The following is a 14,972-nucleotide window of genomic DNA, read 5'->3' as shown; positions in this document are numbered from 1 at the left end:
TTCAGACCGGCGTCACCCGGAACAGCTGGTCGGTGCGCACGCTTGAGCAGGTACGCTGCTGCGCCTTGCGCCCGAGCAGCAGGTCGGAGCCCATCTCGACGCACTTGTTGCTGTGGCGGTTGCGCAGCATCACCTGGCCGGCGGCGACTTCCTCCAGCCGCCAGTGCAGGTCGCGCTGGCCGTCGTTCAGGCCGATGGTGATGTCCACGCCGTCGAGCGTCGACAGCAGCGAGCCCACCTTCATCACCAGCCCGGTGGCATGCTGCGGCACCAGGATCTGGCTGCCTTCGGCCTCCGGCACCAGGCGGAAGCGCTGCGCCGAGGTGCTGCCGCAGGCCTGCGCCTGCAGCTTCGTGCCGGCCAGGCCCAGGTTGAGGAATGCACCGATGCAGGCCCCCGAAGCGGTGCGCAGCTGCACCACCGGCTGGCCCGAGAAGCCGGTGTTCAGGAAGTTCGCCGGTGTCGAGCCCTTCGCATAACCTGCCGCGCCGACCGCCGGCAGCGTCAGCGTCGCGTCGGTGGCACGGCCGCTGCCATCGTTGGTGACGCTGGTGGTCGAGCCGGGATGGCCGTTCGGGATGCGCAGCTCGGGGTGATCGAAGGGCGCGGCGTGGAAGCGCACGCGGTCGTCGGTCAGCGCCTTCATGAACTCCACCAGCGCGGTCTTCTCGTCCTCGGTCAGCCCGAGCGAGGTGATGTCGGCATCCAGGTCGGCCAGGTTCTGGTCGTGGAAGTTGCCGCCGCGGTTGTAGAACTCGATCACCTGGCGCAGCGTGGCCGAGTCGCCGTTGTGGAAGTAGGGCGCGGTCAGCTCGACGTTGCGCAGCGTCGGCGTCTTGAACTGGCCGTTGACTGCGATCCGCTCGGTGGCGGAGACCGTCAGATTGGGCGCGATGCCGCTCAGCGCCTGCATCCGGCCGAGCTGCGCCAGCGCCGACAGGGCCAGCGGATTGCCGAACGGGTCCTTGCCGCCGGCGCCGAGGTCGTCGAGCGTCGGGCGCACGCCGATGTTGTAGAAGCCCTCGTCATAGACGGCGGTCGCGCCGTTGCCCATCGTCATGCGGGCCATCGGCGTGGCCAGCATCTTGCGCACCGAGGCGTTGGTGAACTCCGCGCCGCCGTGGCAGTTGACGCAGCGTCCCTTGCCCATGAACAGGCCGAAGCCCTGCTGCGCCGAGGTGGACATCGCCGTGGTGGTGCCGCTCACCCAGCGGTCGAAGGGCGCGTCGTCCGACACCAGCGTGGCTTGATAGAGCTGCAGCGCCAGTCCGAAGAACAGGCTGAAGTTGTGCTGCATCTGGGTGTACTGGTTCGCCGCCGGGGTCGAGGTCAGCGTCACCAGCGTCTTCGAGCCGTCGGCGTTCACCTGGATCAGGCGGTCGCCGTTCCACCACTCGGGGCGGAAGGCCTTCTTCACCATCGCGGCGTAGTTCGCTTCGTTCAGGCCCTGGCCGCTGCCGTGGCGACGCGCGCCCAGCACGCTGTCGGTGCTGCTCACCGCCTGGGTCTGCAGCGGGCGCAGATAGAGCATCTTGCGGCCGATGTCGGCGAAGCTGCGGCCCTGCGCGCTCATCTCGAAATGGTTGCCCGGCGGGCCCGAGGCCTGCGAGGCCAGGCTGGCATGGGTCAGCTGCACGGCGGTCGGCTGCATCGACCAGGTGCTGCCGTTCTGCACGTTCCTGAACACGCGCGCATTCGGGTCGCGCAGACCGAAGGGGTTGACGCCGTTGAAGACGAACTCGGCGCGGCCGTCCCAGAAATTGCGCAGATTGAAGACCGCGTTGATGACCGTGGGCGTGTTGCGGGGCTCGACGCGCCGGGTGTTGATGCCGGCGATGCGGAAGAGCGGATCAGCCACCAGCGCGCGCTGCTCGGTGGTCGAGGCGTACCAGGTGGCGTAGGCGTCCTGCAGCAGCGTGCCGTTGCTCAGGGGCGGCATCGTCGGCACGCCGAACAGCGTGCCGGTCACGCCGTTGAACTGCTCCAGGAACACGCCCTGCGAGGCGGCCACGTCGTTGACCGAGCGCTGCACCGTCGAGTTGCGGTTGTTCGGGTCGGCAAGCTTGTGCAGCGGAAAGTCGGCCAGCGTGAACTGGTAGTTGAGGCCGCCGAGCTGGAAGCTGGTGTCCGGATTCGGGCTCGTCAGCGACGCCATGCGGTTCAGGCCGGGCGAGATCTGGTTCTTGCTGCGGCTGTCGGCGCCGGCCTGGAAGTGGCAGGAGGCGCAGGCGGTCTTGCCGTCGCTGCCGAGCTGCAGGTCCCAGAACAGCGCCTTGCCCAGCGCGATCGCCTCGGTCTTGCTCTGCACGAACTCGCCCAGATTGGGCGGCTCCGGCCGGGCGACGCCCTTGAGCGATGTGGGCGCATTGACCGGCTCGGCGGTCTGTGCGAAGGCGGCGTTGCCGCCCAGGGCCAGGGCGCTCAGCGTGAGCAGCGTGCAGGTGGCCATCCGGGGCGGCGAGGGCAGGGCAGCGTGGCGAGGCGCGCGCATGAGATGTCTCCGATTGATACCTTAGGTTACCAAGAGTAAACAATTGTTTACAACCGGGCGCTGGCAAACCTCCGCCTTGACACAGTCTTAAGCTGGGATTCAGTTTCCAGGGCGGACGCGATGTGTTTCCGCCACTTCGGTCAACGTCTTCAGGAAGGCCACCAGTGCCGCCTTGTCCTCGGCGGACAGGCCCATGCCGGCGGGCGGATGCTTGGCCAGGTTGGGGTCGAGATTCGGAGCGCGCTCGACGCCGTGGTCGTAGTGCTCGATGACCTCCTCGAGCGTGCGGAAGCGCCCGTCGTGCATGTAGGGCGCGGTCAGCGCGACATTGCGCAGGCTCGGCACCCGAAAGCGGCCGCGGTCGCTCTCCAGCCCGGTGACGCCGGCGCGGCCGGGGTCGTCCGGGCGGCCCTTCAGGCGCGGCAGGCCGATGCTGGCGAACTGCTGGCTGGTGAACAGGCTGCCGCCATGGCAGTGGAAGCAGTCGGCACCGCGCAGACCCTGGCGCGGGTCATGCTCGGTCAGGAAGAGCTCGAAGCCGCGCTTCTCGGCCGGGCTGAACTGCGCGCGGCCCTGCATCACGCGGTCGAACTTCGCGTCCTGCGCCACCAGCGTCAGCAGGTACTGTTCCAGCGCCAGGCCCAGGCGTGGTGCACTGACCGGACCGCCGAAGGCCTGGCGGAAGCTCGCCTGCAGCGCCGCATCCCGCCCGAGCCGCTCGACCACCTGCGGCAGCCGGTCGCCCATCTCGTGCATCAGCTCGATCGGGCGCAGTGCCTGCTCGCGCAGCGTGCTGCGCCCGCCGTCCCAGCCGAAATGGCGGCTCCAGGCCAGATTGCTCAGCGTCGGGGTGTTGCGCAGGCCCTCGCGGCCGTCGATGCCGCGGCTGCTCGCCCGGCCCGGATCGACGAAGGCCCGGTCGGGCACATGGCAGGTCGCGCAGCTGATGCGCCCGTCGCGTGACAGGCGCGGATCGCCGAAGAGCTGGCGTCCGAGCGCCACGCCCTGCACGGTCAACGGGTTGTCGGCCGGCAGCGTCACCCGGGGCAGGTGGGTGCCCGCGCTCCAGCGGTAAGGCGTGGTGCCGATGGGGGCCATGCCGGCGGCGGCTGTGCCGCTGCGCGGATCCGCGGCCGCCTGAGGGGCCAGCGCCTCGACCCGGAAGGCGCGTGCCAGCGCCGTCCTCAGCGCCCGCGAGGGCGGGTCGTCGCCGCGCGAGTGGGTCGAGTCGCCGTCCTTCGAGATGTCGACCGCCGCCAGCAGCCGGCCAGCATCGAGCTTCAGGCGCAGCGTGCCGCCGGCGGCGAGCTGCAGCGGGCCCGGCAGCGTCACGGTGATGCGGTTGATGTCGCCGGCCAGGTGATAGGAGAAGCCGCCGGTGCGGCCGGCCTCGGCACGGTCGAACTGCCACAGGCCTTCGATCGCGGCGAAGACATAGCCGCCGGTCCAGCCCCAGTGCATGTCGTTGACCAGCGGATGCAGCGGGTCGCCGGGCGCGAGCCGGTTCGGGTCGGCATGGTTGGCCTCGGGCGCGACGCCGATCGCGAAGCGCAGCGCGCGGTAGCGGCCCGGCGCCAGGCCCGGCAGCGGTTCGTGCCGGTCGGGCAGGGTGGCGCGGAAATGCCCATGCCAGCCGGTCGGCCCCACCCAGCGGCCATCGCCGGTCTGCAGCTGCAGGCCCGAGAGCATCAGGTCGAGCCGGCTGATCGACAACGCCCGGCCGCGCCGGTCCTGCACCGCGCCGAGCCGGTCGGGCTCCAGTGAACGGCCGGTCCGGTCGATGACCTGCAGCGTGATCCGGGGCGCGGGGGGCAGTGGCGCCGCTGTGGCGGCCGCAGCGAAGGCCGGCAGCAGGAAGACGACCGCCAGGCAGGCGATCGGCCATGCAGGACGAGGCGAGATGGAAGTCAGTGCAGAGCGCATGCGCGAAGGCATCGGCAAAAAGGAGAGGGGCATCAATGTAAATGCATGTAACATAATTTGTGAATTGATACACAAACACGCCCGACTTCAACCCTGACATGACCGCACTGACCGCACTCCGATCGGGACCGCTGCTGGCCCGCATCCTCTTGGCCGCTGCGCTGGCGCTGCCTGGACTGACCGTCACCGTGCCTGCCGTGGCCCAGACCGCCTCCGTGCCGCAGGCCCTGGCCAGCGGCACCGCGGTCGGCGGCATTGCTGGGGCCTATGGCAGCCAGCGCCACTACACGATCGAGGTGCCGGCGGGCGCCAGCACGCTGTCGATCTCGATCGTCGGCAGCTCCGGCGACGCTGACCTGTATGTGCGTCGCGGTGCCCCGCCGACGCTGTCGACCTGGGATTACCGCCCCTACCGCAGCGGCTCGAACGAGGCGGTCTCGGTCAGCGCACCGGCGGCCGGCACCTGGCATGTGATGCTGCGCGGCTACAGCGCCTACAGCGGCCTGACGCTCAAGGCCACCCATGACGGCGGCGGGGGCTCGGCGGCGACGGTGGCCGCGCCCACCTTCAGCCCGGCGCCGGGCACGCACTCCGGCCGTGTCAGCGTCAGCCTGGCCTCTGCCACGCCCGATGCGGTGATCCGCTACACCCTGGACGGCAGCACCCCGAGCACCGGCTCGGAGGTCTACACCGCACCGATCCTGGTCACCGCGACCACCCAGGTGCGTGCGGCGGCCTTTGCCGGCAGCCAGTCGGTCAGCAGCGTGAGCGCCGGCACCTACACCATCATCAATCCGGTGCAGACGCTGGCAATCGGCGCGTCGATGGCCAATCTGGCCGGCGCCCAGGGCAGCGTGACCAATTTCCGCGTCGCGGTGCCGGCGGGCGTCAGCAGCGTGAGCTTCTCGATCTCGGGCGGCAGCGGCGATGCCGATCTGCATGTGAAGTACGGCCAGCTCGCCACCACCTCGACCTGGGACCAGCGGCCCTACCTGTCGGGCAATGCCGAGACGGTCACGATCGCCACGCCGCGCGCCGGCGACTATTTCCTGATGCTGCACGGCTACCGCGCCTATTCCGGCGTGACGCTGAAGGCCACGCAGTCCGGCACCGCCAGCGCCGGCCGGCCCGACATCACCATCTCGATGGCGGCCGCCAACCCGCGCATCACCACCGAGACCTTCGCGGCGAATGCCTGCGAGATCGAGGAGGGCACCATCACCGCCGGCACGCACCGGCTGCTGCGCTTCAACACCCAGACGCGCAACATCGGCTCGGCCGATCTGGTGCTGGGCAATCCGGCCTCGAACAGTTCCTTCGAGTGGGGCGGCTGCCACGGCCACTACCACTTCCGCAGCTTTGCGCAGTACCGCCTGCTCGACGCCAGCGGTGCGGTGGTGCGCACCGGCAAGAAGGTGGGCTTCTGCCTGATGGACATCACCCGCATCGACAGCGGCGCCAACCCTTCGGCGCGCTACACCTGCAGCAACCAGGGCATCCAGGCCGGCTGGGCGGACGTCTACAGCTCCAACCTGTCGGGTCAGTGGGTCGACATCACCGGCGTGCCGGCCGGCAACTATGTGCTCGAGATCGTCATGGACCCGATGAACCTGATCGACGAGCTCGACGAGAGCAACAACACCGGACGCCTGAATGTCACCATCCCCTGAGTCCTCCCGGATGCAGCGCCGCGTGCGGTCGGCTCGGCTGATCGTGGCCGGGCTGGCGCTGGCGGCGGTGGCCGGCGCGGCCGCCTGGCTGATCCGTGACCGCATGGCTCCCGCCTCGGCGCAAGGCGGCGCCACGGCGGTGGCCGGATCGACGGGGGGCGGCCTGATCGTCCCGCCCGGATCGACGGCCGGCTCGCCGTTTGGCAGCGGGGCTTCCGGGGCGATCGTGCTGCCGGCGCTGCCGCCCGCGGCCCGTGCCACCGCCGGCGAGATCGGCCGGCTGGCCGCGCTGCCGCCCGGCGACGACGCGATCGCGCTGGCTCGCCGGCTCGAGGACACGGCCGATGCGGCCAGCCTGCCGGCCTGGCGCGAGGCGCTGCTGCGCAGCCCGCATCCGGCGGTCGAGCGCAGTGCCATCAGCGTGCTGGCTCGGCTGGCCGACGCCGAGACGATCACCGCGCTGGGCGAGGACTACGGGCGGCTGCCGCCCGAGTGGCGCGGCCGCATCCTGCAGGTGCTCGAGCAGACCACGCGGCCGGAGGCGCTCGACGGGCTGGTCCACATCGTGGAGGCCGACACCGGCGAGAAGCGCTCGGCGCTGGCGATGTCGGCCCTGCACGGCCTGGCCCATCTGGGCACGATGGATTCGACCGACTACCTGCTGCAGCAGGTGCGCAGCGACAACATCGACCATGCGCTGATGGCGCTGGGCCGTGTCTCGAGCCGCCAGGGCGTCGAGATGACCCGCGCGGCCGCCGCCGGATCGCGTGGTTTCGAGGGTCTGGATGCCGGCGTCCGCCAGGCCCTGCTGCGCAGCGCGGCCGCCGCGGAAGGGCAGCTCGCCCGGCCTTGAGCAGATCCGACACCTCCAACGAAAAGGGGTGATTCCATTCTGGAATCACCCCTTCAGGTGTCTGGTGCCGGAGATAGGAGTCGAACCTACGACCTTCGCATTACGAATGCGAGAAAGCGGGCATTTTGTGGGGTTTATCCGCGTTGGTTCTGGTGCCTGATTCGTTGTGAATCAATGACTTAGGTGATGTGGCGTGTTCATCGGTATGCATCGGAATATAGAATCGGTGCCTACAGGATGCCTACAGAGTCCAGATGACCACGAAAACTGACCCGACAAGCTTCGAGTTCACCCGCGCCCGCGTTGATGCCGCGACCTGTCAGGCCGGCAAGTCTCAGGCGCTGTACTGGGACACCAAGCAGCCCGGCCTAGGGCTTCGGGTCACGGCGGGTGGCAAGCGGTCCTTCATCTTCGAGGGGCGCATAGGTCGGCAGACCATCCGCATGACCATCGGCCCGGCTTCGATGCCTATCCGGGTGCCGAAGGACCGCAAGGGCAACCCGACCGGGCCGGGCGCCGATGGCGAGGCGCTGCGCCTGCTGGCGCTGGTCAAGGCCGGCACCGACCCGCGCGCCGAGAAGGCCGCCACCATCGCCCGCGAGGCTGGCGAGCGGTCGGCCGCTGCAGCGCAGAAGGCCCGCGAGCTGGTGACGGTCGGCGAGGCGTGGCGCGAGTACCTGGAGGAACGCCGGCCGAAGTGGGCGGAACGCACCTACCGCGACCATGTGAACCTGTCCGCCGCTGGTGGCGAGCAGCGCCAGCGAGGAAAGGGGCTGACCGTGGCCGGCCCGATTGCGCCGCTGCTGGCGCTGCGGCTGTCCGACCTGAACGCCGATGTCCTGGCCGACTGGCTGACCCGTGAGGCCGCCGACCGGCCGACGAATGCCGCCCACGCCTTCAGGCTGGTGCGTGGCTTCATCCGCTGGGCGGGCGAGCATCCGCAGCACCGGGCGCTGATTGCCGCCGACGCCTACCGCTCGAAGGCCGTCACCGAGGCTGTGCCGTCTTCTCAGGCGAGGGAAGGGGACTGCCTGCAGCGCGAGCAGGTGGCGCTGTGGTTCAAGGCCGTGCGCGAGCTGCCGAACCCGGTTCATGCCGCCTACCTGCAGACCGCCATCCTGACCGGCGCCCGCCGCGAGGAACTGGCCGGCCTGCGCTGGGAGGATGTGGACTTCCGCTGGTGCGCCCTGACCATCGCCGACAAGGTGGAGGGGCAGCGGGTCATCCCCCTGACGCCCTACGTGTCGCGCCTGCTGGCCGCGCTGCCGCGCCGGAACGAATGGGTCTTCTCGTCCCCTGCGGCGACGGATGGCCGCCTGCAGGAGCCGCGCTTTGCCCACGAACGCGCCTTGCAGGCTGCCGGCCTGCCGCATCTGACCATTCACGGCCTGCGCCGGTCCTTCGGGACGCTGTGCGAGTGGGTCGAGATGCCGGCCGGTGTCGTGGCGCAGATTCAAGGCCACAAGCCCAGCGCGACCGCAGAGAAGCACTACAGGCGCCGACCCCTGGACCTGCTGCGCATGTGGCACCAGAAGGCCGAGGCGTGGATTCTGGAACAGGCCGGCCTGCCGGTGCCCAGCGCCAGCGAAGAACCCGCCCGCCTGCGCGCCGTCTGAGTTTCTGCCACGGCTAGGCCCGCCTCGAAACCGGGCCGAAAAGCGGGAATCCCTCGCCTGCCTGCCGTGGCTCCCGTTCCGAGGGGTGCGCCTGAGGGGGTGCAGCATGGGACTACTTGAGCAGGTGGCGTTCCACCTCGAAGGAAGCGAATCGAAGGTCATTCGTGACCAGCATGGGCGACCGGTTCACATCGAAGTGACGTTTGGCCCTGACCGATGGATTGATGACGCCGCAGCCGGCCGGATGACCGCCCTGGACCTGATGGCCGTGGTACTGGAAGACGGATACCTGACGCCCGGCGTCTGCGCCCACACCGTCGTGCATTCGTGGCTGAACGAGCTGCGCCGCGCCGTGAGTGCTGGGGAGGTGACGCCGCGCAACCCGTCGAGCCGGCTCCCCTGCGCCGCCGACTTCGAGGCACTGGACGGGTGGATGCTCACCCGGGCCGACGCCTCCCGACTGCTGGCGCCGGCCGGAATTGACCTTGATGCAGTGCTGACCCGCCTACTCGATGCGAGCAGGCGGGCCGGCCGGACGGAGTACCACCACGAGACGGGGGAGCCCATTCGGACCCTGTGGTATGCCGGGTTCATGCCGCCCGAGCACGAGCAGGTGAAACCAACCCGAATCGTCCCCGGGGAGTGGTGCAGCCTGCTGCCGGACTTTGGCTTGCCGCCCACCCTGGAGCTGCCGCCAGAGCCCGCGCAAGCCGCCGCAGCCACCGAGGCCGCACCCAGCGCCAGCGCGAGCCCTGCGGCCCGTCCTGAGGCCGTGGCGGTGCCGCTTCAGCGCCAGCGCCATCAAGAGGCTGAGATTCTGCGTGTGCTGCGCGAGCTCGGGCGCGACCCGACCGCGCTCCCGAGGAATGACCCTGGCAAGGCCGGGCCGAAGGCTGCAGTACGTCAGAGGCTCGGACATCTGCCGGGCTGGGGTGTGTCCGTCTTCAATAAGGCATGGGAGCGCCTGAGGGAATCGGGCGACATCAAAGACGCCTGACCCGCCCGGGTGTGCCCTGCTTTGGGGTACAGGGGGACTCTTGCGGGGGAGGATACCCGGCGCGAGGAAATCGCATCGCTATCAACACTGAAAGCGAACGATGCACCTCGAAACCACCCCCACGCAGGCCCCCAAGAAGGGATTGGGCCGCCGCCCCCGCACCACGCCGCGCACCTTCACGCCGCTGGCGCTGGAAACCCGGACTCACGTTGACACCGAGACGGCCGCGCATCACCTGAGCCTGTCCATGCAGACCCTGCGCTGCTGGGCGATGCGCGAGAACGGCCGCATCCGCCCGCGCCGCATCCCGGGCCGCCTGGGGCTGCTGTGGCCTGTGGCTGAAATCCGGCGCCTGCTGGGCGTGGAGGGCGTGCAATGAAAACCGCCCGCCGCACCCCGAAGGACACGACAGGCGCCGCCGTCAAGCCGCGTCAGTTTACCGGGACCGCGAACCCTCGACACCTGCGCGTCATCGTCGCCTTAGGGCACCGGATGCGCAGCCGCGAGGACATCGACCGCATTGCAGGAGCCAGCAACGGCCCGGAGGTCATCGCCGAGCTTCGCCGCCGTGGCCTGGACATCCCATGCGACCGCGTGCCCTGCTATGACCGCGACGGCCGCGAGGTCAAGCGAGGCATCTACTCGCTGACCGGCGAAGACCGGCGCCGGGTTCTGGCGTGGCGTCGCCGCCGCGACTCCGACCCGCGCAAGCCCGAGCAGCAGGCCGAGCTTCTGGAGGGCGAAGCATGAGCGCCCGCCTGTCCTGCGCCCTGCTGCGTGCTGCTGGCGCTGCTGCTGCCCTGGTTGCCGTCATGACGCCCGCCTGTTCGGTCATCGCCTGGGGGCTGGCATGACGGCTGCCGCAGTCCTGCGCCTCAAGAAGCTGACCGGGGCGGGAATCGTCCTGGCTGCGGCCCGGCACAACCGCCGCGCCATCGCCGCCGAGCTGGGCGCCGCCTCGCACATCAACCCGGCCCGGTGCCGCCTCAACGTGCGCATGGAAGGCCCGGAGACGCCCGAGGATGTCGCCAAGCTGGCGCAGACCCTCATGGACGCTGCCGGGGTCGGCAAGCTGCGCCGCGATGCCGTGCGAGCCGTGGAAGTGGTGTTCTCGCTGCCGGCCGACGGTGGCGGCATTGACCCGGGCGCCTACTTCGCCGCTTGTGTGGCCTGGGCGCGCGAGCAGTTCGGGCCGGTGCTGTCGGCTGACGCCCATCACGACGAGGCGACGCCTCACGCGCATGTGCTGTGCCTGCCCCTCAAGGCTGGGCGCATGGTCGGCTCTGACCTCGTGGGCGGCCCGGCAAGGCTGCGCACGCTGCAGACCGCCTTCCATGCCGACGTTGCGCATGGCTTCGGCCTGAAGCGTGGCGCCGCGCGTCTGTCCGGCATGAGCCGCGAGAAGCTGGCCGCCGCCGTCCTGGCGCACATGAAGGCCGCAGCAGACCCGGCGCTGAAGTCGGCCGCGTGGCCGGCCATCCGCGACGCCATCGAGCGCGACCCGCGACCCTTCGCGGAATCCATAGGGTTCGATGCAAGCCGCGTCAGCGAGGCCGCGAAGAAGCCAGCCCGGACCCTTGCCAGCATCATGACCAGCACCGGCCGGGGCGCGAAGACCCGCGAGGCCGCCGAGCGCCGCGACCGGGCGCTGATGGCGTCGAAGCCTATAGGGCTTGGAGTCGGCGAGGGAGTCCCGAAGGGTCCGAAACTGGAGGCGCCGAAAACCCGAACCCTAGGCTCTGTAGGGTTCGCTCCTGCCACGGGGTTTCCTGACCGCTCCAACCGCCCGCCCGAGGGCATCCCGAGCAGCAGCACCAGCCACACCGAAACGCACGCACCTGGGGGTGTCTCGTGACCGCCGCCGACCTCGCGCAAGCCGTCGTCCATGAGCTGCAGCGCCGCGCCGACCCGGCGACCCGCTCGCCGTCCTGGCCGGGAGTCCTGGCCGCCATCAACACCGACCCGCGCCCGTTCGCTCGCGCCCTTGGCCTGCTGGCCGTGACGCCGCGTGCTGGCCGCACCGTTCACTGAATCGAGGAATCCACATGACCGCCTTCAACACCTTCAACACCTTCAACCGCCTGCGCAACCTGACCGCCGCCCGCGATGCTCTGGGCGCCGATTGGGGGCGCTTCCACGCTGTCTACACGCTGACCGGCGCCGAGTCCCTGGAAGACCTCGACGAGCTTGGACGGGCCGCCATCCGCGCGGCGCTTGGTCAGGACGACATGCCTGACGCCGAGGCCGAACGCATCGCCGACCTGCTGGCCGACTGCGCCGAAGCCGAGGAAGCCGCCGACCACATGCCGGCCGCCGAACTGGCCGCCCTGCTGGGCGAGCTGGCCGCCGCTGGTGACGCTGCTGGCCTGCGCCTGGCGCTGCTGCTGGCGCCCTATGACGGCACAGCCTACGCCGACCGCCTGCAGGACATGGCCGACGCCGCCGACGCTGGCGAGCTTGCCGACCGTGCGGCCGTGCGAGCCGAGCAGGTGCGCGCCCTCATGGCCTCCCCGAAGCCGGGGCGTGTCGTCACCGAAGAACTGGCCGGCGCCGTCGTTGACGCGATGGAGGCATGGCACCGGCTCAAGACCGAGACGCCCGAGCAGCGCGCCATCCGCGAAGCCTTCGCCGAGGCCCGGCGCCTCATTGACCTGCATGGCGAGGAAGACCCGCGCGCCTTCGCCGCCATCATCCGGGCCGTGGAGCTGCAAGACCCGGGGTGCTGCGACCGGATGCTGAAGGCTGACGGCATCACGATGCCGACGCCGACACACTGCACCGCCGATGGTGAACCGCTCTACAGCCTGGAAGCTGTGGCCGATGCGCTGGGCGCCGACGTGGCGGACCTGGAGGCCATCGCCGAGGACATGGAGGCCGCAGGACTGACCGTGCGCCACCAGCCGGCCGGCTCGCTGCACTGACAACCCGAACCCGCACGAAGGAATACACCATGCAAATCAAGCTCACGAACGATGCCGGGGACAAGTTCCGCGTTTTCTGGCAGCCGCCCCGCGACATCGAAGCCGTTCCCGCCGTCAGCGAAGGATGGCGCGCCCTGTGGGTGCGTTCCATTGCGCCCGCGCTCCTGGCGCGCATGACCGTCTGGACCAGCCTAGGGGCTGGCTCGGTCACGCTATGCGCTGCGCCGGCTGGCAGCATCGAGGGGCTGTCTCAGGGGGCCGCCCGCGATGCTGTCGCCTTCCTGCTGCGGCTGGTCCCTGGTGCCGATGTCACTGCGCCCGCCTGGGTCACTGAGCCCGTGGACATCACGATGAACGGCCGAGCGCCCGGCGCTGACGCCTGATGTTGCGCCGGCTGCTGCGCTTGGTCCGGTGGCTGGCGGAGCCCGGGGCCGCTGCTGTGGGGCTCATCGCTGCTGCGGTCCTGGAGCTGCTGCACCGCTGGCCGAGGCGATGAGGTACAGGGGGGGGCACCAAAGTCCGGGGCGGCCCGGGGGTGGTGACCTACCCGGAGCCGTGCACAGAACTTTTTGCCCCTAGAGAACAATCAAAGTGAGTGAGCACACACAAGGAAGTGCGATGAGCAACGACACCAAGACCCCGAACGGACGCGGAGGCGCCCGCCCTGGTGCTGGCCGACTGCCACGCCAGCCCGAACCCCTGCCTCACATCGGCGTGCGGCCGCAGGACGACGGAGCCGCCGAGGCGGTCGAGTTCCTGCGCGCTGTGATGCGCGACACAGGCGCGGATGGTCGGTTGCGCGTTGATGCGGCAAAGGCGCTGCTGCGCGCTGGCAGCAGCCGCGAGACCGAAGGCAAGAAGGCGCAGAGGCAGGCCGGCGCCCTGACGGCGCATGAGGGCACCGGATGGGATGGGCTGCTGCCGCAGTGACTGCCGGAGCTGTTGCGCCGGCGCGGCGCTTCGGGGTCAGCGTGCGACTTCAGCTCGAATGCAGATGTTGAGCGGGTCAAGAAGCGTCTCTGCCCGAATGGCTGCAGCCACCTGCTTGCACTGCGCTTCTTCTGCAAAGCGTTCGACGACGGAAGTAGGGCGGTTGCCTGTACCGACGGAGATGAGCAGCCAGAGCGTGATAGTCGTCATGTCGGGTGCTGTTGAGCGGTTGTTGCGGGTCGCATCGACTGCGATTGTGATGGTGCTGTGCCGCCATCGTCTAGCGTCATCCGTCCACCGTGCCTACAGGATGCCTACAGACCCGCCACAAAGCACAACGGGTCAGCCCTGAAACAGAGCTAACCCGTTGACTTATATGGTGCCGGAGATAGGAGTCGAACCTACGACCTTCGCATTACGAATGCGCTGCTCTACCAACTGAGCTACACCGGCATCGGTGCAAGACTCATATTATAGGCTGGAAAGATCAGGCCTGGGAAGTCTTTTCAGCGTCGTCCAGATGGTATTCCGTCACGCGGCGGACTTCGTTGCGCGAGCCCAGGATCACGCTGACGCGCTCGTGCAGCTTGGTGGGCTGGATGTCCATGATGCGCTGCGTGCCGTTGGTGGCCATGCCGCCGGCCTGCTCGATCAGGAAGGCCATCGGGTTGGCCTCGTACATCAGGCGCAGCTTGCCCGGCTTGCCCGGCTCGCGCTTGTCCCAGGGGTACATGAAGATGCCGCCGCGGGTCAGGATGCGGTGCACGTCGGCGACCATCGAGGCCACCCAGCGCATGTTGAAGTCCTTGCCCCGGGGGCCTTCCTTGCCGATCAGGCACTCGTCGATGTAGCGCTTCACCGGCGGAGCCCAGTGGCGCATGTTCGACATGTTGATCGCGAATTCCTTGGTGTCCTCGGGAATGGACACGTCCTTTTGCGTCAGCACCCACGAGCCGGTCTCGCGGTCGAGCGTGAACATCGCCACGCCTTGGCCGACGGTCAGCACCAGCGTGGTCTGCGGGCCGTAGACGCAGTAGCCGGCCGCGGCCTGCTGCTTGCCCGGCTGCATGAAGTCGTCCTCGGAGACGCCGCGGGTGTTGTTCACCTTGCGCAGCACCGAGAAGATCGTGCCGATCGAGACGTTGACGTCGATGTTGGACGAGCCGTCGAGCGGGTCGAACATCAGCAGGTACTCGCCCTGCGGATAGCGGTTGGGCACCACATGGATGGTGTCCATCTCCTCGGAGGCCATGGCCGCGAGGTGGCCGCCCCATTCGTTGGCCTCGATCAGCACCTCGTTGGAGATGATGTCGAGCTTCTTCTGGACTTCGCCCTGGACGTTCTCGCTGTCGGCCGAGCCGAGCACCTCGCCGAGTTCGCCCTTGTTGACGGCGATCGCGATGCGCTTGCAGGCACGCGCGACGATCTCGATCAGCAGGCGCAGCTGGGCCGGGATGTGGCCGTGCTCGCGCTGCTGCTCGACCAGGTACTGAGTGAGACTGATGCGTTTGGGCATGGGATGACAGGGTTACGGACAGGTTTCAGGATGGGCGCGATCCTACCGGTTCCGG

At 69.3% G+C, this 14,972-nt stretch carries 15 protein-coding genes and 1 tRNA gene; 11 read left to right on the top strand and 5 right to left on the bottom strand.

The window, feature by feature from the left end; all coding sequences use genetic code 11:
- Position 1: 1 nt before the first annotated feature.
- Positions 2–2,491, bottom strand: a complete 2,490-nt coding sequence (locus BW996_RS06450) for a cytochrome c peroxidase (RefSeq protein ID WP_051632111.1) — start codon at positions 2,489–2,491, stop codon at positions 2–4.
- Between the two features lie 99 nt (positions 2,492–2,590).
- On the bottom strand, positions 2,591–4,414 hold the full coding sequence (locus tag BW996_RS06445) for an MbnP family protein (RefSeq protein ID WP_051632110.1): 1,824 nt from the start codon (positions 4,412–4,414) through the stop codon (positions 2,591–2,593).
- A gap of 98 nt (positions 4,415–4,512) precedes the next feature.
- Between BW996_RS06445 and BW996_RS22450 the strand changes: the two genes are divergently transcribed.
- The 11 genes from BW996_RS22450 (at position 4,513) to BW996_RS06390 (ending at position 13,401) form a co-directional block, all read left to right on the top strand.
- Complete coding sequence (locus tag BW996_RS22450) at positions 4,513–6,084, top strand: pre-peptidase C-terminal domain-containing protein (RefSeq protein ID WP_051632109.1); 1,572 nt, start codon at positions 4,513–4,515, stop codon at positions 6,082–6,084.
- Complete coding sequence (locus tag BW996_RS06435) at positions 6,068–6,937, top strand: HEAT repeat domain-containing protein (protein WP_139330777.1); 870 nt, start codon at positions 6,068–6,070, stop codon at positions 6,935–6,937. The genes BW996_RS22450 and BW996_RS06435 overlap by 17 nt, the downstream gene beginning before the upstream one ends.
- A gap of 254 nt (positions 6,938–7,191) precedes the next feature.
- The gene (locus BW996_RS06430) at positions 7,192–8,553 is read left to right on the top strand and encodes a tyrosine-type recombinase/integrase (protein WP_037483830.1); all 1,362 of its coding nucleotides are present in this window, start codon (positions 7,192–7,194) and stop codon (positions 8,551–8,553) included.
- 106 nt (positions 8,554–8,659) lie between these two features.
- Complete coding sequence (locus BW996_RS06425; RefSeq protein WP_139330776.1) at positions 8,660–9,550, top strand: hypothetical protein; 891 nt, start codon at positions 8,660–8,662, stop codon at positions 9,548–9,550.
- Between the two features lie 100 nt (positions 9,551–9,650).
- Complete coding sequence (locus tag BW996_RS06420; RefSeq protein ID WP_139330775.1) at positions 9,651–9,929, top strand: hypothetical protein; 279 nt, start codon at positions 9,651–9,653, stop codon at positions 9,927–9,929.
- Positions 9,926–10,300 carry a hypothetical protein gene (locus tag BW996_RS06415; protein WP_051632108.1) on the top strand — a complete coding sequence of 125 codons (375 nt, stop codon included), beginning with the start codon at positions 9,926–9,928 and terminating at the stop codon, positions 10,298–10,300. The genes BW996_RS06420 and BW996_RS06415 overlap by 4 nt, the downstream gene beginning before the upstream one ends.
- Before the next feature lie 100 nt (positions 10,301–10,400).
- Positions 10,401–11,405, top strand: coding sequence for a plasmid recombination protein (locus tag BW996_RS06410; protein WP_037483826.1), 1,005 nt, complete (start codon positions 10,401–10,403; stop codon positions 11,403–11,405).
- Positions 11,402–11,581, top strand: coding sequence for a hypothetical protein (locus tag BW996_RS06405; RefSeq protein WP_037483824.1), 180 nt, complete (start codon positions 11,402–11,404; stop codon positions 11,579–11,581). Before BW996_RS06410 ends, BW996_RS06405 begins: the two co-directional genes overlap by 4 nt.
- 14 nt (positions 11,582–11,595) lie before the next feature.
- Positions 11,596–12,471, top strand: a complete 876-nt coding sequence (locus tag BW996_RS06400) for a hypothetical protein (protein ID WP_037483822.1) — start codon at positions 11,596–11,598, stop codon at positions 12,469–12,471.
- Positions 12,472–12,500: 29 nt separating this feature from the next.
- The gene (locus BW996_RS06395) at positions 12,501–12,854 is read left to right on the top strand and encodes a hypothetical protein (RefSeq protein ID WP_037483820.1); all 354 of its coding nucleotides are present in this window, start codon (positions 12,501–12,503) and stop codon (positions 12,852–12,854) included.
- Between the two features lie 235 nt (positions 12,855–13,089).
- On the top strand, positions 13,090–13,401 hold the full coding sequence (locus tag BW996_RS06390) for a hypothetical protein (RefSeq protein ID WP_051632107.1): 312 nt from the start codon (positions 13,090–13,092) through the stop codon (positions 13,399–13,401).
- Between the two features lie 36 nt (positions 13,402–13,437).
- Here the strand turns inward: BW996_RS06390 and BW996_RS21640 are convergent, their stop codons facing one another.
- The 3 genes from BW996_RS21640 to BW996_RS06380 all read right to left on the bottom strand — a co-directional run bounded on the left by BW996_RS21640 (position 13,438) and on the right by BW996_RS06380 (position 14,917).
- Positions 13,438–13,611 (bottom strand): hypothetical protein, encoded by a 174-nt coding sequence (locus BW996_RS21640; RefSeq protein ID WP_156027860.1) that lies wholly within the window; start codon positions 13,609–13,611, stop codon positions 13,438–13,440.
- A 167-nt stretch (positions 13,612–13,778) separates the two neighbouring features.
- Positions 13,779–13,854 (bottom strand) — tRNA-Thr (locus BW996_RS06385).
- 34 nt (positions 13,855–13,888) lie between these two features.
- The gene (locus tag BW996_RS06380) at positions 13,889–14,917 is read right to left on the bottom strand and encodes a class 1 fructose-bisphosphatase (RefSeq protein ID WP_037483818.1); all 1,029 of its coding nucleotides are present in this window, start codon (positions 14,915–14,917) and stop codon (positions 13,889–13,891) included.
- Positions 14,918–14,972 lie beyond the last annotated feature (55 nt).

Origin of the sequence: Sphaerotilus natans (genome assembly GCF_900156335.1) — a bacterium.
In the GTDB taxonomy this organism is placed as follows: Bacteria; Pseudomonadota; Gammaproteobacteria; order Burkholderiales; family Burkholderiaceae_C; genus Sphaerotilus; species Sphaerotilus natans.
Note: the sequence above shows the minus strand (reverse complement) of the source record. Positions and strands in the feature narration are given on the sequence as shown.